The organism is Enterobacter sp. SGAir0187 (assembly GCF_002952735.2).
GTDB lineage: Bacteria > Pseudomonadota > Gammaproteobacteria > Enterobacterales > Enterobacteriaceae > Enterobacter > Enterobacter quasiroggenkampii.
On sequence record NZ_CP025034.2, the window covers coordinates 3,789,037 to 3,807,793 of the forward strand.

At 53.1% G+C, this 18,757-nt stretch carries 19 protein-coding genes and 1 pseudogene; 10 read left to right on the plus strand and 10 right to left on the minus strand.

All coding sequences use genetic code 11. From position 1 onward, the window contains the following. The first annotated feature begins 5 nt into the window (after positions 1 to 5). From CWR52_RS18305 to der, 3 genes are all read left to right on the plus strand, one after another. A complete protein-coding gene (locus tag CWR52_RS18305) occupies positions 6 to 626 on the plus strand; it encodes a YfgM family protein (protein ID WP_008502136.1) in 621 nt (206 codons plus the stop codon). A gap of 10 nt (positions 627 to 636) precedes the next feature. Further along, entirely contained in the window at positions 637 to 1,815 is a 1,179-nt protein-coding gene (bamB, locus tag CWR52_RS18310; protein ID WP_008502135.1) for an outer membrane protein assembly factor BamB, read from the plus strand. A 112-nt stretch (positions 1,816 to 1,927) separates the two neighbouring features. Then, the gene (gene der, locus CWR52_RS18315) at positions 1,928 to 3,403 is read left to right on the plus strand and encodes a ribosome biogenesis GTPase Der (RefSeq protein WP_024908655.1); all 1,476 of its coding nucleotides are present in this window, start codon (positions 1,928 to 1,930) and stop codon (positions 3,401 to 3,403) included. Between the two features lie 633 nt (positions 3,404 to 4,036). On the opposite strand, the gene CWR52_RS18320 is transcribed toward der, so the two are convergent. From CWR52_RS18320 to CWR52_RS18330, 3 genes are all read right to left on the minus strand, one after another. Continuing rightward, entirely contained in the window at positions 4,037 to 4,420 is a 384-nt protein-coding gene (locus CWR52_RS18320) for a Rid family hydrolase (RefSeq protein ID WP_104950344.1), read from the minus strand. Between the two features lie 110 nt (positions 4,421 to 4,530). Further along, positions 4,531 to 5,988, minus strand: a complete 1,458-nt coding sequence (locus CWR52_RS18325; protein WP_104950345.1) for an MFS transporter — start codon at positions 5,986 to 5,988, stop codon at positions 4,531 to 4,533. A gap of 78 nt (positions 5,989 to 6,066) precedes the next feature. Further along, on the minus strand, positions 6,067 to 6,813 hold the full coding sequence (locus tag CWR52_RS18330) for an SDR family NAD(P)-dependent oxidoreductase (RefSeq protein WP_104950346.1): 747 nt from the start codon (positions 6,811 to 6,813) through the stop codon (positions 6,067 to 6,069). A 130-nt stretch (positions 6,814 to 6,943) separates the two neighbouring features. On the opposite strand from CWR52_RS18330, the gene CWR52_RS18335 reads away from it, so the two are divergent. Continuing rightward, on the plus strand, positions 6,944 to 7,813 hold the full coding sequence (locus CWR52_RS18335) for a LysR family transcriptional regulator (RefSeq protein WP_104950347.1): 870 nt from the start codon (positions 6,944 to 6,946) through the stop codon (positions 7,811 to 7,813). A gap of 2 nt (positions 7,814 to 7,815) precedes the next feature. On the opposite strand, the gene CWR52_RS18340 is transcribed toward CWR52_RS18335, so the two are convergent. From CWR52_RS18340 to CWR52_RS18355, 4 genes are all read right to left on the minus strand, one after another. Further along, positions 7,816 to 8,355 carry a cytochrome b gene (locus tag CWR52_RS18340; protein ID WP_104950348.1) on the minus strand — a complete coding sequence of 180 codons (540 nt, stop codon included), beginning with the start codon at positions 8,353 to 8,355 and terminating at the stop codon, positions 7,816 to 7,818. Further along, positions 8,352 to 9,407 carry a catalase family peroxidase gene (locus tag CWR52_RS18345; RefSeq protein WP_104950349.1) on the minus strand — a complete coding sequence of 352 codons (1,056 nt, stop codon included), beginning with the start codon at positions 9,405 to 9,407 and terminating at the stop codon, positions 8,352 to 8,354. The genes CWR52_RS18340 and CWR52_RS18345 overlap by 4 nt, the downstream gene beginning before the upstream one ends. Further along, a complete protein-coding gene (locus tag CWR52_RS18350) occupies positions 9,404 to 9,967 on the minus strand; it encodes a hypothetical protein (RefSeq protein ID WP_104950350.1) in 564 nt (187 codons plus the stop codon). The genes CWR52_RS18345 and CWR52_RS18350 overlap by 4 nt, the downstream gene beginning before the upstream one ends. 199 nt (positions 9,968 to 10,166) lie before the next feature. Beyond that, positions 10,167 to 10,751: a TetR/AcrR family transcriptional regulator gene (locus CWR52_RS18355; protein ID WP_104950351.1), complete on the minus strand. Its 585-nt coding sequence runs from the start codon at positions 10,749 to 10,751 to the stop codon at positions 10,167 to 10,169. Between the two features lie 207 nt (positions 10,752 to 10,958). Here CWR52_RS18355 and CWR52_RS18360 point away from each other — a divergent pair, with 207 nt between their 5' ends. Beyond that, on the plus strand, positions 10,959 to 11,210 hold the full coding sequence (locus CWR52_RS18360; protein ID WP_104950352.1) for a hypothetical protein: 252 nt from the start codon (positions 10,959 to 10,961) through the stop codon (positions 11,208 to 11,210). Between the two features lie 249 nt (positions 11,211 to 11,459). Here CWR52_RS18360 and CWR52_RS18365 read toward each other — a convergent pair whose 3' ends face one another. Then, on the minus strand, positions 11,460 to 12,356 hold the full coding sequence (locus CWR52_RS18365; RefSeq protein WP_104950945.1) for a LysR family transcriptional regulator: 897 nt from the start codon (positions 12,354 to 12,356) through the stop codon (positions 11,460 to 11,462). Between the two features lie 129 nt (positions 12,357 to 12,485). On the opposite strand from CWR52_RS18365, the gene CWR52_RS18370 reads away from it, so the two are divergent. Continuing rightward, on the plus strand, positions 12,486 to 13,058 hold the full coding sequence (locus CWR52_RS18370; RefSeq protein ID WP_047174584.1) for a flavin reductase family protein: 573 nt from the start codon (positions 12,486 to 12,488) through the stop codon (positions 13,056 to 13,058). Between the two features lie 140 nt (positions 13,059 to 13,198). Then, positions 13,199 to 13,801, plus strand: a pseudogene (locus tag CWR52_RS18375) (site-specific integrase). A 71-nt stretch (positions 13,802 to 13,872) separates the two neighbouring features. Here the strand turns inward: CWR52_RS18375 and CWR52_RS18380 are convergent. Continuing rightward, positions 13,873 to 15,261, minus strand: coding sequence for an MFS transporter (locus CWR52_RS18380; protein WP_104950353.1), 1,389 nt, complete (start codon positions 15,259 to 15,261; stop codon positions 13,873 to 13,875). Between the two features lie 237 nt (positions 15,262 to 15,498). Here CWR52_RS18380 and CWR52_RS18385 point away from each other — a divergent pair, with 237 nt between their 5' ends. Both CWR52_RS18385 and CWR52_RS18390 read left to right on the plus strand, forming a co-directional pair. After that, positions 15,499 to 15,900 carry a MarR family winged helix-turn-helix transcriptional regulator gene (locus CWR52_RS18385; protein WP_024906927.1) on the plus strand — a complete coding sequence of 134 codons (402 nt, stop codon included), beginning with the start codon at positions 15,499 to 15,501 and terminating at the stop codon, positions 15,898 to 15,900. A 110-nt stretch (positions 15,901 to 16,010) separates the two neighbouring features. Continuing rightward, positions 16,011 to 17,021 carry an aldo/keto reductase gene (locus CWR52_RS18390; protein WP_038808063.1) on the plus strand — a complete coding sequence of 337 codons (1,011 nt, stop codon included), beginning with the start codon at positions 16,011 to 16,013 and terminating at the stop codon, positions 17,019 to 17,021. 99 nt (positions 17,022 to 17,120) lie between these two features. Here CWR52_RS18390 and eamB read toward each other — a convergent pair whose 3' ends face one another. After that, positions 17,121 to 17,708 (minus strand): cysteine/O-acetylserine transporter, encoded by a 588-nt coding sequence (eamB, locus tag CWR52_RS18395; RefSeq protein WP_024906929.1) that lies wholly within the window; start codon positions 17,706 to 17,708, stop codon positions 17,121 to 17,123. 104 nt (positions 17,709 to 17,812) lie between these two features. On the opposite strand from eamB, the gene CWR52_RS18400 reads away from it, so the two are divergent. Further along, positions 17,813 to 18,691, plus strand: a complete 879-nt coding sequence (locus CWR52_RS18400) for a LysR family transcriptional regulator (protein ID WP_024906930.1) — start codon at positions 17,813 to 17,815, stop codon at positions 18,689 to 18,691. Positions 18,692 to 18,757: the final 66 nt, after the last annotated feature.

An 18,757-nucleotide genomic window follows, 5' to 3' on the forward strand; every position in this document is an offset into this window, starting at 1 on the left:
ACTGCGTGGAAATTTACGAGAACGAACACGATCAGGTCGACGCGATTAAACGCTTCTTTGCTGAAAACGGCAAAGCGCTGGTTGTTGGGGTTATTTTAGGTGTCGGTGCGCTGGTAGGCTGGCGTTACTGGAACAATCATCAGGCGGATTCCGCGCGCGGCGCGTCCCTGTCCTATGAAAATACCGTGAGCGCAATTCGCGCCGATCAGCCGCAAACGCTGACGGCGGCAGAAAAATTTGCGGCTGACAACAAAAACACCTACGGTGCACTGGCTGCGCTGGAAGTGGCTCAGCAGTACGTTGATAAGAACGAACTGGATAAAGCCGTAGCACAGCTGTCTCAGGGCCTTGCTGCCGCCAGTGATGAAAACCTGAAAGCGGTGATCAATCTGCGCCTGGCACGTATTCAGGTTCAGCAGAAGAAAGCTGACGATGCGCTGAAAACGCTCGATACCATCAAAGGCGAAGGTTTTGCTGCCATCGTTGCCGATCTGCGCGGTGAAGCACTGCTGAGCAAAGGTGACAAAGCGGGCGCGCGTAAAGCGTGGCAAGCTGGCGTAGAGAGCAATGCTTCACCTGCGCTGAGCGAAATGATGCAGATGAAAATAAATAATTTGTCCGTCTGAGAGGGACCCGATGCAATTGCGTAAATTACTTCTGCCAGGACTGCTTTCTGTTACGTTATTGAGTGGTTGTTCACTGTTCAGTGGCGAAGAAGACGTTGTGAAAATGTCCCCACTGCCGACGGTTGAAAACCAGTTTACCCCATCCACCGCGTGGGATGTCTCCGTGGGCAATGGGATTGGTGATTTCTATTCCAACCTTCATCCAGCGTATGCAGACAGCGTTGTCTATGCGGCTGACCGCAAAGGTACCGTGAAAGCGGTGAACGCGGATGACGGAAAAGAAGTGTGGTCTGTTAACCTGGCGGAAAAAGACGGCTGGTTCTCCCGTAAGCCGGCACTGCTGTCTGGCGGCCTGACCGTTGCCGGTGGCCACGTCTACGTGGGCAGCGAAAAAGCACAGGTTTATGCCCTGAACAGCAGCGACGGCTCCATTGCCTGGCAAACAACCGTGGCGGGTGAATCCCTGTCGCGTCCGGTAGTGAGCGACGGCCTGGTGCTGATTCATACCAGCAACGGCCAGCTGCAGGCGCTGAACGAAGCGGACGGCCTGGTGAAATGGACCGTTAACCTGGATATGCCTGCGCTCTCTCTGCGCGGCGAATCTGCCCCGGCTACCGCATTTGGTGCTGCTATTGTGGGCGGTGACAACGGTCGCGTAAGCGCCGTGCTGATGCAGCAGGGCCAGATGATCTGGCAGCAGCGTATCTCTCAGGCCACAGGCTCAACGGAAATTGACCGTCTGAGCGACGTGGATACGACGCCGGTTATCGTTAACGGTGTGGTTTACGCGCTGGCCTACAACGGCAACCTGACCGCGCTGGATCTGCGCAGCGGCCAGATCATGTGGAAACGTGAGCTGGGCTCGGTAAATGATTTCATCGTTGAGGGTAACCGCATCTATATGGTTGACCAGAACGACCGTCTGCTGGCCCTGAGTACCGAAGGCGGCGTGACGCTGTGGACGCAAAGCGACCTGTTGCACCGTCTGCTGACTGCGCCAGCGCTGTACAACGGTAGCCTGGTTGTGGGCGACAGCGAAGGGTATATGCACTGGATCGATCCGGATAACGGCCGCTTTGTTGCGCAGCAAAAAGTCGACAGCTCTGGTTTCCTGACCGACCCGGTTGTGGCTGACGGCAAACTGCTGATTCAGGCAAAAGACGGCACGCTGTACGCGATCACGCGTTAATTACCCGGCGGTTGTAGTATACTAAACGGCTCCTGTTCACTCAGGAGCCGTTTTGACATTTTTAAAAACGCCGCGAAAGCGACGTTATTTTGAATTTTATGAGGCTTCAAACATGGTACCTGTGGTCGCGCTTGTCGGGCGCCCTAACGTTGGAAAATCCACTCTTTTTAACCGTTTAACACGCACCCGTGATGCGCTGGTTGCGGATTTCCCGGGGCTGACGCGTGACCGTAAGTACGGTCGTGCAGAGGTGGAAGGACGCGAGTTCATCTGTATTGATACCGGTGGTATTGACGGCACAGAAGACGGCGTGGAAACCCGCATGGCGGAACAGTCGCTGCTGGCGATTGAAGAAGCGGACGTGGTGCTGTTCATGGTGGATGCACGCGCTGGTCTGATGCCAGCGGACTCCGCTATCGCTAAACACCTGCGTTCACGCGAAAAGCCAACCTTCCTGGTGGCGAACAAAACCGACGGAATCGATGCCGATCAGGCCATCGCAGATTTCTGGTCTCTGGGCCTGGGTGAAATCTACCCTATCGCGGCATCGCATGGCCGTGGCGTTACCAGCCTGCTGGAAACCGTTCTGCTGCCGTGGGTTGACGAAGTGAACCCGCCGGAAGAGGTGGACGAAGACGCTGAATACTGGGCGCAGTTTGAAGACGGAGAAGAGGGCGAAGAAGAAGAGCCTGAAGATGACTTCAACCCGCAGGATCTGCCGATCAAGCTGGCTATCGTGGGCCGTCCAAACGTAGGTAAGTCTACACTTACTAACCGTATTCTGGGTGAAGAGCGCGTGGTCGTTTACGACATGCCGGGCACCACCCGCGACAGTATCTACATCCCGATGCAGCGCGATGAGCGTGAGTATGTCCTCATCGACACCGCCGGGGTGCGTAAGCGCGGGAAAATCACCGATGTGGTGGAAAAATTCTCCGTTATCAAAACCCTGCAGGCGATCGAAGATGCCAACGTCGTGCTGCTCGTCATCGACGCACGCGAAGGTATCTCCGATCAGGACCTCTCTCTGCTCGGCTTTATCCTCAATAGTGGGCGCTCACTGGTTATCGTGGTCAACAAATGGGATGGCCTGAGCAATGAAGTGCGTGAGCAGGTGAAAGAGACCCTCGACTTCCGTCTGGGCTTTATCGACTTTGCTCGCGTACACTTCATCTCTGCGCTGCACGGCAGCGGCGTGGGTAACCTGTTCGAATCCGTGCGCGAAGCTTACGACAGCTCCACCCGTCGTCAGAGCACCGCCATGCTGACCCGTATCATGAATATGGCTGCGGAAGACCATCAGCCGCCGCTGGTGCGCGGTCGTCGCGTGAAGCTGAAATACGCCCACGCCGGTGGTTATAACCCGCCAATCGTGGTGATCCACGGCAACCAGGTGAAAGACCTGCCGGATTCCTACAAGCGCTACCTGATGAACTACTTCCGTAAATCGCTGGACGTGATGGGCACGCCTATCCGTATTCAGTTCAAGGAAGGGGAAAACCCGTTCGCCAACAAGCGCAACACCCTGACGCCGAACCAGATGCGCAAGCGTAAGCGTCTGATTAAGCACATTAAGAAAAGCAAATAAGCTTTCAAAGTGATTTGCTAGCTATCATAAGCATCCTAAAGCCCGAATATTTCGGGCTTTTTTGTTTTCAGGGGCTGTCATAAGAGTACAAGAAAGTGCATCCTTTAGGTTTACACAGAGGTGTAACCAGCATGCTGTTATGTCGTTTTGGGTACACCTTTACGCTTTTGGGTACACTTTTAAAGGCGGCCTTCAGGAGAAAAGTGTCAAGTTGGCATGCTAAGGAATGCAAAGGTTTTTGCGGGGAAAAAGCAAAAGTGTGTGGTGACCAGGCTGGCCTAAGGCAGCAGTCTATTAGCCTGGTTGGTCTGAAGCTCCTGCTACCCCCACAAAGGCAGGATGAGTGGGAGGAACGGAGCAGGGGAGTCTAAGTTACAGTTGCTTCAGTCTGAAGATCACAAACTATTACTCCGCGTCAACCCGTCTTCTCCTTGCGCCGCATTTGAAATATTCTACCTGGCAAAATCTGAGACACCATTTTTACCCAAACCTACCTCTGGATAATTCCGGCTTTTTGGGGAAGAGTATAAGCCAGCGTCCGCTATGCGTACGCAGCGGGCCTGACTGCATGCAGGGCAGGCCGCTCTTTATCGGTAGGGGACGTTATAATCCTGTTGAGACAGGTGGCAAAGACTACCTTTTGGCCACAATCCGCATCTCCACAAGGGCATTTTCCGGGATGATTGCCGATACGCCTATGGCAGACCATGCCGGGTAGGGCGCCTTGATATACGCATCTTTTACCTGAGAAAAAACGTCAATATGTGTTTTAAGATCAATATGAAACGTAGTCATCTCAAGAATATTGTCATAGCCTAAGCCTGCGGCATTCAGGTACACACCCAGCTTATAAAACGCATCGTGAAACTGTTCTTCAGGATCCTTGCTGATGGGTTTGTCCTTCCGGGCTGCCGTAACGCCCGAAAGATACACGGTGCCATCGGCTTCGATGACAGGAGAGAAGTGCCAGTCATCGTAATAATGCTGAAAGGCTTCTGGAACGATCGATTTTTTCATATTTTTTTCTCAAATGGATGAGCACGGGAAAAAGGCAACGGCCACATCTCATACCCGGGGAAGCACATAAGCCATGTCGTGCAGACCACGTCGGCCAGCCGCCCGTTACGTTACTTGATGGAAAGCCGGGCCACAGCAGAAATTATTCCGGAGGCGCGCCGGATAAGCCGGATACTCAGTCCGGCACCAGCCGCGAGGCATACCGCCATTGTCAGCAGTGAGACAATAAAGGCATGCGTGATCGTTGCCCCGCTTTTATCGCCCCCCAGCATGCTGTAAAAAATGCCGCCGATGACGGCGACGCTCAGCGCAGTGCTGATTTGCAGCGTCGAGCTGGTCACGCCGGCAATCATGCCTGAAAACGCGGGCGCTACGCGGCCGGTCACCATCCTCACCAGTGTTGGCATTGCCAGCCCCTGACCCAGACCGGTGATAAAAAGGAGTGCCGCGAGCGGCAGCGTGGCCGGAGGCGTGCCCGTCAGCGTGCTGGCAATCAGCCCGGCAAGGCCCGCCAGACCCGCCGTCTCACATCCCATTCCGATTGCGCTCAGGTAATTTCCGGCAAACCGCCTGAAGTAGGGGGTCAGCAACGGCCCAACCAGGAAGCCGATGCCAAAGGGCAGAAAAATCAGGCCTGCGGTCAGGGCGTTTAAATGCAACGCATCCTGAAGATAAACAGAAAACAACAGAAAAAAGGCACCAATGGAATAAAACAGCAGTACGATCGCCAGACCCTGACCCAGTCCCGGCGCGCGTAAGACGGTCGGATCGAGCAGCGGCGAACCACCGTTCTGGTTGAGGCGACGTTCATAACGCCATAGCCCCAGCACCAGCAGCGGGAACGCAAGAAATGATCCCCATGTCCACCAGGGCCATCCCGCTTCACGGCCTTCAATTAATGGCACAATCAGCGCGCTAAGGGTGACGGTGGCCAGCAGCATGCCGCCGGGATCCAGTCGCTGTGCAGACTGCGCCCGCGTCTCTTTCAGCAGCGGCAGACCGAAGAGAATGACCAGCAGCGCCACTGGCAGGTTAACGATAAAAATCGCACGCCAGCCCAGATGAAACAGATCTGCAGAAATCAGAATGCCACCCAGTATCTGCCCGATAACGGAGGCCAGACCAAAGACGGCGCCATAGAGGCTCAGCGCCAGCGGTTTTTCCGCTTCCGGAAAAATCGCCTGTACGGAGGCCAGTGCCTGGGGTGCCATAATGGCTGCGGTGGCACCCTGTAACACGCGCCCGGCAATCAGCACCCACGGCGACCAGGCCACGCCGCACAACAACGATGCTGCAGCAAAACCGATAAGTCCAAGAAAGAACATCTTCCCCCGGCCATAAATATCACCCAGTCGACCGCCGGTGATTAACGTGACCGCGTAGACGGCAGCATAGGATGAAATGACAAGCTGTTGCGCGGAGGAAGAGGCACCCAGCTCGCCCTGAATGGCAGGCAGCGCCACATTAACGATAAAAAAATCGAGCGGGGGCAAAAACGCGCCCACCAGCAGGATGATAAACATCGCCCAGCGACGGGGCTTGGCGCGCGTGTGATGTTGTGTTGACATAGAACACTCCAGATAACGGTTCTGTCCCGGGTAAGGGACGTATTCGGTCAGTTTGGGCAGAGGGTCATGCAGAAAACGTCAGCGCATGCCGCCAGCGGCCACAATCACCTCGCCGGTGATCCACCCCGCGTCCTCGGAGGCGAGAAAGGCAACGATCGGCGCAACATCCTGCACCTGCCCGATGCGGCCGAGTGGCGTCTGCTTTTCATTCCATGTCTGGAAGTCCGAGTTCATCGCGCCCGCACTGTGACTCCCTTCCGTTTCGATGAGGCCCGGGTTGACGGCGTTAACGCGAATGCCCCGTGGCCCGAGCTCGCGCGCGAGCACGCCGGTGATGGCGTCCATCGCGCCTTTGGTGCCGCTGTAGATGGCGCTCTCGGGGATAAAGACGCGGGTGACGAACGAACTGATGTTAATGATGCTGCTGCCTTTCGTCAGATGCGGCGCGGCGGCGCCAGCCACCAGCAATGGGCCCAGGACATTGATGTCAAACTGCCTGCGGTAGCGCGCTTCGGTGCTTTCTTCTATCGGGGCGAACTCGTAGACACCGGCGTTGTTCACCACAATGTCCAGGTGTCCGTAGTGGTCGATGGCAAAGGCGATCAGTGCCCCGACGTCCGCCTGGCGAGTGACATCCGCCGCAAACGCCACGGCATGCCCGCCAGCGGCCTCGATGTCGGCGACAACCTTACCGGCACGGCTGTTGCCGGAGGTGTAATTGACAATGACTTTTGCGCCGTCAGCCGCCAGCTGTCGGGCAATGGCGGCTCCGATACCGCTGGATCCACCGGTTACGATGGCAACTTTGTCGTGTAATTTTTTCATGGCGCAGGCCTCCTGAAATCCCCGCCGGGGGCGGATTGAGTTGAGAACGCTATAGTGAAGTCGACAAAGTTGTTTGGGAACTGACACTTTTGTATATTGGATGTTCATTTTTGTACGGCGAGGCGACAGCATGGAATGGGGCGACGTGCGGGTATTTCTGGCAGTGATGCGTAAGGGGTCTTTCGGGGAGGCGGCCCGCAGTCTCGGCGTGAGCCATCCGACGGTCGGACGCCGGATAAAGGCGCTGGAGGATGAGGCGCAGCAAGCCCTGTTTCGCCGGACAAAGGCGGGGCTGGTGCTCACCGACGCTGGCGACAGGGTGCTAAAGCTGGCAGAAGCCGTGGAAAACTCCGCGCTGGCGATGGAGCGTCGTCTGGCTGGTAATCACGACCGCCTTGAAGGGTTATTGCGGATTTCTTCCGCAGAGTGGTTTGCTAACTACGTTCTGGCGCCTGTTCTGAGCGAACTGACGCGACGTCATCCCGCGATTGTACCGGAAATCATTGCGAGCTACCGCTTGCTCAATCTGTCGCGCCGCGATGCCGATATCGCGTTTCGTATTGTTCCTTTTACCGAACCGGATATTGTCCAGCGTCGTCTGATGCGCATTCCCTATGCGTTGTACGGCGTACCGGAAATCGCCGATGTCGCGCAGCGCGATCCGGCCGCCGTGGGGCTGATTCTGATGAACACGGCGCAGTCCCACTTTTCTGACGTCGCCTGGCTGCTCGACAGGTTTCCGCAGTCACGACGGGTGTTCACCAGCACCAGCCGCGCCGTCCAGGCGCAAATGTGCCAGCGGGGCATGGGCATTGCCGTGCTGCCGCGCCCGCTTGGCGATGCCATCCCCGGATTGCAGCCTGTCAGCATGCCGGAACCCCCGCCGTCCAAAGATATCTGGGTGGGCTATCACTCCGACCTCCGGCACATGGACAGACTCCGGGTCATGCTGGATATCGCCGATGCGATGCTTGCCGATCCGGCGACGGCCGCGACGTAAATCTATTTTTTGCGGATGCCTGCCATACTGCTGAACACGCCGTCGCGCAGCACAAAAGCATGGAGCAGCGCCGCCGCAAGATGAAGCATTACGGTCGCGAACAGCGCCAGCGCAACCCAGGTGTGAAGCGGCCGCAGTACCGCATACCAGTCATTATTCATGCCCATGATGGGAGGCAGGACGATCCCGTACCCCAGCGTGACGGGATACCCGGCAGCCGAGAGCATGGCCCAGCCACACAGCGGCTGGGCCAGCATCATCAGATAGAGCGCCCAGTGCGAAAGATGGGCCATCCCGCGCTGCCAGGCCGGTAGCGAGGCGGGTAAAGCGGGGACCGGTGTGGTGAAGCGTACCCACACGCGAACGACGACCAGGAGCAGGATCATCACCCCCAGCGGCTTGTGGATCGACACCAGCAGGCTGTGCAGGGAGGAAACGGTTGATACCATCGCCACACCGATAAACAACATGATGAAGATCGCGGCGGCCATCAGCCAGTGCAGGACGCGCAGGACCGGATGAAAATAATCGACCTTTTTCATAGATGCTCTCCTGACTGTTGCGCCTGTTCATGGGTGCGCAGATTGTAGGATTTGGCATAAGCCGATGAGCGCGCGTTAAGTATTGGATCATCAGATGCCGCGATGCCGTCGGGCAAAATTAACGGATCGTAATTGATGTCATTGCAGGGACCCTGCTGCTGAGGGACAGCGCTGGTCAGGACTAACGTGCCGGCCGTCATCGTCTTCCGGTCGGCTGGCCAGGCTTTTGAGGCGTCGTTACCGTTATCCGTCGCCTGAGCCAGCGTGAACACCAGATCCCATTTCAGCGGGCCCTGCGCCAGACGACGCTGAAGATCCTGTTGCAGAAAATCCTTGTTCTGTTTATCGGGATCGGTAACAGGCGTAAACGCTGCATGCGGCACCATACTCCAGCGTACCAGGTGTGCATTGCCGGCCTTATCAATCAGGCGAAACGCATTCAGACTGTTAAAGCGATCGCTGGCCCAGCTGGAAGAGGGAACGGTTTGTTTGGCCCAGACAAAAAACGGTTTTATCTCCGGATGCTTCATGACAAAGGCCCCCATTTTCTCCGGATTCGGTTTTCCGGTGGCCGCATCCGGTAAGGTGGCCTTCTGAAGCTCATAGAAACCTTCAACGGAGCTGACGGGGAAAAAGGGCATGGCGTTCATGCCGGTACGCCACTGCTCACCATTAGCCTGCTGAAAGGACAGCGCCATGCTCCGGACAGGAACGGCATAATCCGGCGCCCCCGGGTTACCGCCGGCAATCGCAAATCGGCCCGTTACGGCAGTTTCACCTTTACTGAACAGTAACGCTCGCGACAGCGTGCTGGCATTGCCGTTCGAGACAAAGGTGCCCAGCACGCACATCCCTTTAGCGTGATTTCGGCGATAGCCTTCATGAATTCCACCCGACTGTTCCAGGACGTTGACGAGCTTATCCGACGTCAGCCGTTCGGGCGCAAGCCAGCCGCCAGTCCACAGAAATAATAAACACAGTATCAGGGGGATCAGGCCGACCAGTGCGAGACGCACCAGCATCTTTCTGTTTATCTGCGATGTGATTTTCATTGTGTGAGCTCATTTTGTTTTCGAATCGTTAGCGACGCGGCGGACAGACAATAATAGACGGCGCCAAACGCCGCATAGCCCGCAATAATGTTTACCGACGGGGGTTCCGGTAGCCGGGACTGAACGAGGAAGAAGGCGCCCGCCAGTGCAGACTGCGCGCCGCTTAAAATCATGCTCCACTGCGCACCATAATGTTTCCAGCGCTGTACCGCCGCCCCCAGCTGCAGCAGACCGGACAGGATTGCCCAGCCACCAAATATACGGATCACCTCATACATGCTGTCTATGTTCACCATCACGGCCAGTGTGGTGAGGGCACTGACGATAATATTGACGGTCTGCATCCGGCTGCGGCCGAATCCACCGCTTTTAAGGGCATCCATATAATTAGCCATTGCATCCCAGGCGGGGTAAAGAATGAGCAGTACCGATGTCCAGACAAGTGAAGACTGGCCCGCGGAAAACACGGCAATCACCCATAAAACGGAGAAGGCGGTGCGGATAAAATAATAGCGCTGGAGCCAGTGCTGCTGGTGCACATGGTAATGATTATCGGACATGTTAACCCTCTCAACCCGGTAGGCTGAACAAACGAAGCATCGGCGTGAGCTTCTCTTTGTTAGTAAACCTACTAGTAGGTAGGTAAAAGATCAACCTGTTTTCGTGCGAGGCTGTGAATGCGTAAAAGGATCGTCCGGGGACGGCAGAGGAGGGGACGAGTTGAAATAAAAGCGGCCCGGCAGATAAACCGGGCTAGCGTCAGGCGATGTTGACCACCTTGTTAATCAGCGGCGAGGCAATCTGATCAAACACCGCCGGATTATTGAACGCGCGTGCGGCCAGCATGGCGCCATGAATGCCTGCCATCAGCGTCCGGGCTTCGGCTTCCGCCGTTTCATTTAGCAGGAAAATGCCGCGGGCTTCGCCGGCCCTCAGTAAGGTGGCGAGCCAGTCAGAGAGATCGCTGAAATGGCCGGTGACTTCGGCGGCTATTTCAGCAGGCAAGGTGGGAAGCTCAACGGCAAGCATTACACAGATGCAAAATGGCGAAGTGCCATCCTTAATACACGCAGACCAGAAGTCGGCATATCCTTTCACTTTGGCCAGGGGATCGTCGATTTGCCGATCCATGGTCGCCATTCCCGCCAGGGCTTCTGCGCGGTACTCCTGCACAACCGCCTTCACTAAATCTTCCTTGCCGGGAAAATGGTGGTGGATACTGGCTTTGCGGATACCGACACGCTCAGCAAGATCGGCATAGCTGAAGCTTTTATACCCTCCGGCTGTCAGCAGTTGCCGGGTGTTTGCCATAATTTCTCGCGCCTTCGGCGAACGTTCGATCATTTCAGTCTCCAGTCTTTAACCCTGTGAAACAGGGGGCAGTGTCTGATAGCATCCTGCCGGGATGGCCTGCAGACAGGACGCCAGATGGTCAAATCACAGGCCCGGAGGACGACGATCCCGATAAAGGAGGCTGGCAGGATTGACACGCACCCATCCTACTACTAGGATGGGTAAAATTCAAAGTCTATTCCTGCATGGAGAGTGTGCATGGCGGTGATTCCGTTTCCTGACAGGGTTAAGCCGGCGGTACCAGAGGACAACAGCCAAACGCTTCCCGGCTTACGGGATGCGTATCAAGACTACAGCCGCACACCGTGCAGCACAAACAACGATGCCGTTCGCCATTTTGCATTAAGGGTCGCCGGGAAGCTTTTAAGCGATCCAGAGCTGAATCAGGCGATGCCTTTTCTGGTGGACAAAATCGTCAGAGTGCTGATGACTGAATCCAGAGACAGCTGATGTCGGGTCGGGCGGGCAGCTAAGAAAAAGAAGGTGGTTCTCGTTTGCCCTCGTCCTATTCCGTTCATCCGTCAGAACCCATTCCGTATGGGTTCTGATTCAACCCGCTGATCGTGGGACCTGAAGGTTGCGTTCCGGAACGTCTCAAACAGGAACAAAACGTCTTCAACACCTGTTAACGCTTAGTTTGGATTGCTGGAATGCACATGCCCGCTCTGTGCCAGCAGCGGACGTTGCGCGGTATGTTAGTTATGATACGAAATGTTTGCGTAAGATTTTTTCTAATAGTGAAAAAATTACTGTGACCCTTTTTGGAGTAATCGTCTGATAAGGCCGATATAAATAAAATTGCCATTTCTCCTGTCGCAGTTCTGGCAGGGGTTTTATGAGTTGACCATTTGCTAAGTACTCTCTACAGATAAAATCGCTGGACTGTACAACCGTTTTGCCAGCCAAAGCGGCCTGAATTTCTGCGTATGGGTCCGTAGTATAAAATTCAATATGACGAGGGGCAAAGGTATTCACTGCGTCACTCATAAATTCAAAGATTTTTCCCGTTTCAGGATTAAGTAAACCACTGAATGGATAACGTTGCCGAAGATCTTCTAAATCCGTTGGAGCTCCCAGGCGCGCAACGAGTTCTGGGGATGCTACTAAAATATGTTCCACCTGCGTGATATTTTTAATGATAAAGTTTGGATTAGGTTCTCGCCCGACGCGTATACCTATATCGATACGATGCTCGACAGTATCAAGTTTCATCATGTCTAAACGCCAGTCGATAAATAATTCAGGATATGGGCGTAGCGCAGTCAATAGTTCATATAATACTTGTTCATGCTTTGGAAATCGAAGCGACGTGATACGGACAATGCCCTTCATTTCATTATCATCTTTCGCCGTCTGAAATAGTTTTTCCGAATCCTCAAGCAGTCGCCTGGCTTGAGGTAAAAAAAGCTCACCGAAGCTTGTGAGAAAGATCGAGCGAGTATTGCGTCTGAAAAGGGGTTCATCAAGCTGTTTCTCCAGCTCAGCGATTGTTCGTGTTACAACCGATGGTGAAACCGAAAGCTTTATAGAGGCTTCGCGGAAGTTGAGGGTCTCAGCGGCGATGATAAAAAACTTCAGAGCATCAAGTTTGTTCATGATTGTTGTGAAAGTTGCAATAATGTTTTTTGATATTAGCAATTAATTTGCAATTATTCCAATCGTATAATCAAACCATCAAACAAGTAATCTATCGTATCCTTTTATCAGAACTTTGAAGAGTAATTTATGGCAATACAACCAGTAGAATTAAACAAAGCCTATCGTTTATTGCAGGTCGGGCCAACGACGATGATATCGGCTAAAAATAATGGTATTGAAAATGTCATGGCAGCTGCCTGGGTGGGATTAGTAGGCAATAACAAAGTGATGGCTTTTATAGGTCCACAGGCATTTACACGCGGCCTTGTCGAAAAAAGTGGATATTACGTTGTCCAGGTCCCAGTAGTAAATCAGATGGAAATGGTTTTATATGCAGGCGGTCACAGTTATTCTGACACACCCGAAAAAAACAATAAAATCCCACTTTTTTATCAGAAAGAGTTTGATCTGCCTTTAGTTGTAGGTTGCGCTGGCTGGCTAGTCTGTAAGGTTATACCCAATGAAGAAAATGAAAAGCAGCACAACTTGTTCATGGGGGAAATTGTCGGAGCATGGAGTGATGACCGCGTTTTCAGGAATGGACACTGGATTTTTGATGATGCGCCTGATGAACTACGTACTGTCCATTACGTAGCTGGCGGACAGTTTTACGCCATTGGCAAAGGTACAAAATTTAATTATGGTCCGGGAAAAGACTAATCCTTACTTCTGTATAAATGTAGCCATAGAAAATGGCTACATAGAGGTAAGAACACCAAAATCAACCCATTAAAGATGTCCACTCTTCGCTCATAAAGGACAACCATACTCAAATCTCCCACATTGCAGGAGATTTGAGTATGAACACGTCACCGTGGAATAAAGACCGTATCATAGGCCAAAAAAGACCACTTCAGATATCTCATATCTGGGGGATCCGAATCCGGCTTGAACTGGAAGGTAAAACGCGTGATTTAGCTCTGTTCAATATGGCCTTAGACAGTAAGCTACGAGGCTGCGATCTGGTGAGCCTCAAAGTATCTGATGTTGCATATGGTAGCTCGGTTTCAAGCAGAGCTACGGTGCTGCAACAGAAAACCGGTAGCCCTGTGCAATTTGAGATAACCAAAGGGACAAGAGAAGCTGTTGCTGCATTGATAAAGCTTGGCAATTTGCACAGTAAAGACTTCTTGTTTCGGTCTCGGATCGGAACTAACCGGCACATATCAACCTGACAATACAGCCGAATTTTTCATGGGTGGGTAGAAAAGCTTGGTCTCGAAGCTTCGCTTTACAGCACACATTCCATGAGAAGAACAAAACCTTACTTGATATACAAGAAAACCAAGAATCTCCGGGTGATACAAATTCTGTTGGGCCATAAGAAACTGGAAAGCACAGTCCGTTATCTGGGCATCGAAGTCGATGATGCGTTAGAGATATCTGAATCGATTGAAGTCTAAGGTTGTCAGGGCTGCAACAGCAGCCCTGTGCCAGGAGCGGACATTGACTTGCTCCCGTGTTGCTGAGGCATTTACTTTTTCGGGGAAATTTTGCGGCGCAGGTAATTCGCCGACAGCGCCGCAATAAGGCCACACAGACTCATCAGCAGCCAGGCTGCATGGAAGGATTCGGGTGCAGCAGCTTTACCGCTTAGAGCAACAAAAAGCGCCACGCCGATCGCCGCACCAATCTGGCGTGAGGTGTTGATCAGCCCTGTTCCTGTCGAATACATATGGGCCGGAAGCCCGGAAACCGCACCTGCCATAAAGCCCGTCTGCGCGATACCCGCACCGAGTCCGGTCATAATCAGTCCGGGCAAATAGTTCAGTAACCAGGCATTATCGGTATGGTCGCTGAGCGTTAAAAACCACCAGAGTCCACTCAGGAAGTACAGTACGGAGCCTGCGACAGCAAGGTTCTGTGGAGTGGCCTTTACCCTCCCGATAAGCAGCGAGGCGACAACGGCGGTGCCCGGTCCCGCAGCAAAAGCAAGACCTGCCTGTGCGGCGGTCAGGTGCCATGCCTGGGTCAGAAACATCGTGCCGCCAAGTAACATAACGGCAAAACTCATATAAAAACATCCCATGCCTATTGTTGCCGTTGTGAAAGCCCGGGAATGGAACAGACTCAGGTCGAGAAGAGGACGGGAGGATTTCAGGCAGTGGTACACAAATACCGTCAGAACGACGATGGCTCCCATACTTCCCGCGAAAATAGCGGCTTTGTGGGTGGCCCATTCCGAAGTATGAGCTATGGTGGCGGTGAGGAGAGCTATTCCTGACGTCAGGAGTACGCTTCCAGCAATATCGGGGGCAGGCCCGGTATGCGGTGCACTTTCTTTCAGGTATCGGGTACAGATGAGAGCCCCAATCACGATGGGCACGTTGATGAAGAAAATCAGATGCCAGTCCGCCTGAACCAGAAAGCCACCCAGGACAGGGCCCGCCGCGGCCGCAACCGAGCCGGTGGCTGCCCAGAACCCGATCATCTGCTTATGCTTCTCCTGAGGATATGCACCCAGTAGTAGCCCAAGGCTTGTCGGGATGAGCATGGCCGCAGCACCCCCCTGTATTGCCCGCGCGGCGATGAGTATCCAGAGCGTGGGCGCCAGCCCGCAGAGCAGGCTCGACAGACCAAACAGGGCCAGACCTACCGAGAAAATAGTCCGTCGGCCGTACCGGTCAGCAAAACGGCCGCTCAGCACCAGAGTGGAGGCAAAACAGACTGAGAAGATCGTCAGAATCAGTGACAGTGTGGCCTCGGGGTGTTCGGGAAAACTTCGGCTGATCGACGGGAAGGCAAGATTGACGACAAATAAGTCCAGTGAGCTCAGGATGCTGCCCAGCCCGATTGAAAGCAGGCCAGCCGGGTGAATACGTGACGGTGAACTCGCTGCTATGGTTGATGAATTAATGGCCATGTTTCCTCTCTGAACAAAGCGCTGTCCGCTGACTACGGGTATAACAATATACGTGTATATACCCACATATTGCGATCAGCGTCAACGCTTTCCAGCAGGTCAATAAACCTTCGGGTTCAGCCAGGGAGTCACTGCATCAAATGTTTATTTTCCGGTGTCGCATTCTGTACTCAGATCTAATACGGGTATATGCTCTTAAATCCCTTTTGTTATCTGATCTTGATATGGGCACTGGATATGAGTTCTCCCTGCTACTGTAAAAATCTGCGTGATTTCACACGTAAGATGACCGCGATTTACGATGCCGAGCTGGATGCCTATGGCATCAATATTGCTCAGTATTCGTTGATGAGGCTGGTGATAAACAATAATCCCGTAAGCCTTACCCGGCTCGGTGATATCGCCGGGCTGGATCGTTCTACGGTAGGACGAAACGTCACCGTTCTGGCGCGTCAGGGGTGGTTGCAGGTTGACCGTGATGGTATGGACAAAAGGCAGCAGCAGGTCTCTATCACCCCTGAAGGTGAAGCGCTTATCAGAGACGCGTTTCCGTCCTGGCAGCGCTGCCAGCACATCATTGAAGAACGTCTTGGCGCGGACAACGTCATGGCGCTGCAGAACATTTTTCACCAAATCTGAATTGCAGGTTGTCAGCGTAAAAGAATAAGATGATATACGGGCATATACCCGTTAATCCAGGTCTCCTTCAAAGACATGGTAAATCATAAACATAAGCAAGAGGTGACAATGTGAAATATCAGATCCTTGGCAATACAGGCGTTCGAGTCTCTTCAGTAGCCCTGGGAACGGCAAATTTTGGCATGCGGTGGGGATACGGCGCATCGTTAGACGAAAGTCGGGCGATTTTAGATGCTTTTGCAGAGGATGGCGGTAACTTTATAGATACGGCTGATGTGTATCAGTTCGGTGAATCAGAAGAGTTTCTGGGGGCCCTCCTTCAGGGACGCAGAGAGAATTTCTTTCTTGCGACAAAATATTCGAGCGGCGCATCTAAAGCAGCTGGCGGGCTGGTTACAGGCAACAGTCGCCGGGCGATGGTGTCTTCGGTGGAGTCGAGTCTGAAGCGGCTTAAAACCGATCGTATCGATTTATACTGGGTTCATCATCCTGACGATATTACGCCGTCAGAAGAACTGGTACGGGGGCTTGAAGATCTGTCCAGAGCCGGAAAAATTCTTTACGCCGGTTTGTCCAATTTTTCGGCCTGGCGGCTGGCACGCGCAGCAACACTTGCCGAGCTGTCTCGCGCGGTGCCGATTGTCGCCTCTCAGTTCCAGTACAGTCTGGTTTCACGTCAGCCCGAACGTGACATGCTGAAAGCCTGTCAGGCGCTGCAGATAACACCCATAACCTGGTCCCCGCTGGGCGGTGGAATGCTCACAGGCAAATACCGCGCCGGTGAAAAAGGCAGGGCAGAAGGGATGGGCGGAAAGGTATTCCAGGCGGAAAACAACGAACAGCGGAGCGCCATTCTTGACGAGGTTCTGGCTATAGCCACTGAAAACGGGGTAAGCCCGGACCAGGTAGCTATTGCCTGGGTTGCTGCACAGGAATGTATCCCTATTATTGGCCCCCGGACCCAGGCGCAGTACGTCAGTAATGTGGGGTTTTCAGGGGCGAATCTCACAGAGGCACAAATCGACAGGCTGAACAGCGTCAGCCAGTTTGACAATGACATTAAAACTGCCCCCGTGCAGGCATTACTGGGGCATGTTATACCGGGTAAACCCGTGGCATAACATTAGGGCTATAGCCCTGGGGGATAAACTGACATCAGAACTGTTGTCAGTTTATCCGACTGAAATGACGGGAACAGGATCAAGCGAACTGTATGTGTTTCACAACAACATATCCACTGCGACCAGTACCAGTGCCCCTGCAAGGATCCTATTGACCAGGCGACCGTGCTGGCGAAGAAGCGCCTGAAAAAGGTGTCCTGCTGCCGCCCAGCAGAGGTTGCCAAAAACACCGATCAAAGCCAGCAGAACGCTGATCAGAATAATCCAGACCTGACTGCTGGTATAGGGAATGACGAAAGTAGAGAGCGCCGTTACTCCATAAAGGATGATTTTTACATTCGCAAACTGCAGTAAAAAACTGGTTCTGAAGCTCAGTGGGACGTCAGAACGGGTGTTATTTGCAGGCTGGCTTCGGGCTATTTTCAGTGCCAGCCAGAGAATATAAATCACGCCTAACCAGGTCAGCCAGTGGGTTACGGAAGGCAGTGTCCGGGTTATCGCCACGGTAAATAAGGCGCACAGGAGCATAATAATGAGAAATCCAGCCCCCATGCCAGCCAGTGGACGTAGGCTTTTATGAAACCCGTGAGTATGTACGCAGCTCAGAGCCAGAATGTTATTAGGACCTGGGGTAAGTGCAGTGATGAAAGTATAAGCCAGAAAAGCGCCAGCAATTGAAAGTGACATAATAACTCCTCTTTTTTTTTAATTTAGAGGATGCCAATAAGAAAAAATATTGAATGTTTTCGCATTCATGATTCAACATTATGAATACTTCACAGGAGACAATCTTGGACTTACGTCGTTTGTTAACCCTCAGGACCATTCTGGAAGAAGGATCGTTTGCCAAAGCAGCCAGTAAACTTTGCTGTACGCAGTCAACGGTTACATTTCAGATCAGGCAACTTGAGGCCGAATACGGCGTTCAGCTGTTTGAAAAAATTGGTCGCCGCATGGTGCCAACGGATGCCGCCAGGAATATGATGCCCCATATTCATGAAATGATGGTCGTTATAAATAGCATTAAGCAGGCTGTCCAGCGAAACGATGAACCGGAAGGTGAATTGCGCCTTGCCGTGGGCGAGACGCTGCTCTCCTACAAGATCCCGCAGGTGCTGAAGAGTTTTAAGAAAAGAGCGCCGAATGTGTTGCTGTCTCTGCAATCCCAGAACTGTTATACAATCCGTGACAGCTTGCTGGCCAATGAAATTGATTTGGGGATTTTCTATCGTGTGGGCAATGATGCTTCTCTCATTATGGAAAACTATGGCGAACATCCTCTCGTGCTCGTTGCCTCTCCCGAATTAGCACTGGTTGATTTCACTCGGGGAAATCAGCATATCCCCGTTAGTTTCATTATTAATGAAAAACAATGTGTATTCCGTCTGATGTTTGAATCTGTCCTCAGACAAAGAAAAATAACGATTGACTCCACCATTGAACTCATCAGCATTGAAAGCATTAAGCAGTGCGTGATGGCTAATACAGGCGTGACGTACTTACCGCGATTCACGGTGGAGAAAGAGCTGCGTGCCGGACTGTTGCAAGAACTTCCTCTGTCACCACGCCCTGAAACCCTTTCTGCAGTGTGTGCTCATCACTCAGGTAAGGTCATTACGCCAGCAATGGAGCTGTTTATTCAGTCCTTACGGGAGAGTCTGGATGCCTGATCGCTGCCCTCGTATTGCTTTGCAGGATTGCCCTGTCGGTTTTAGCAGTAGACAGGGCTGACAATG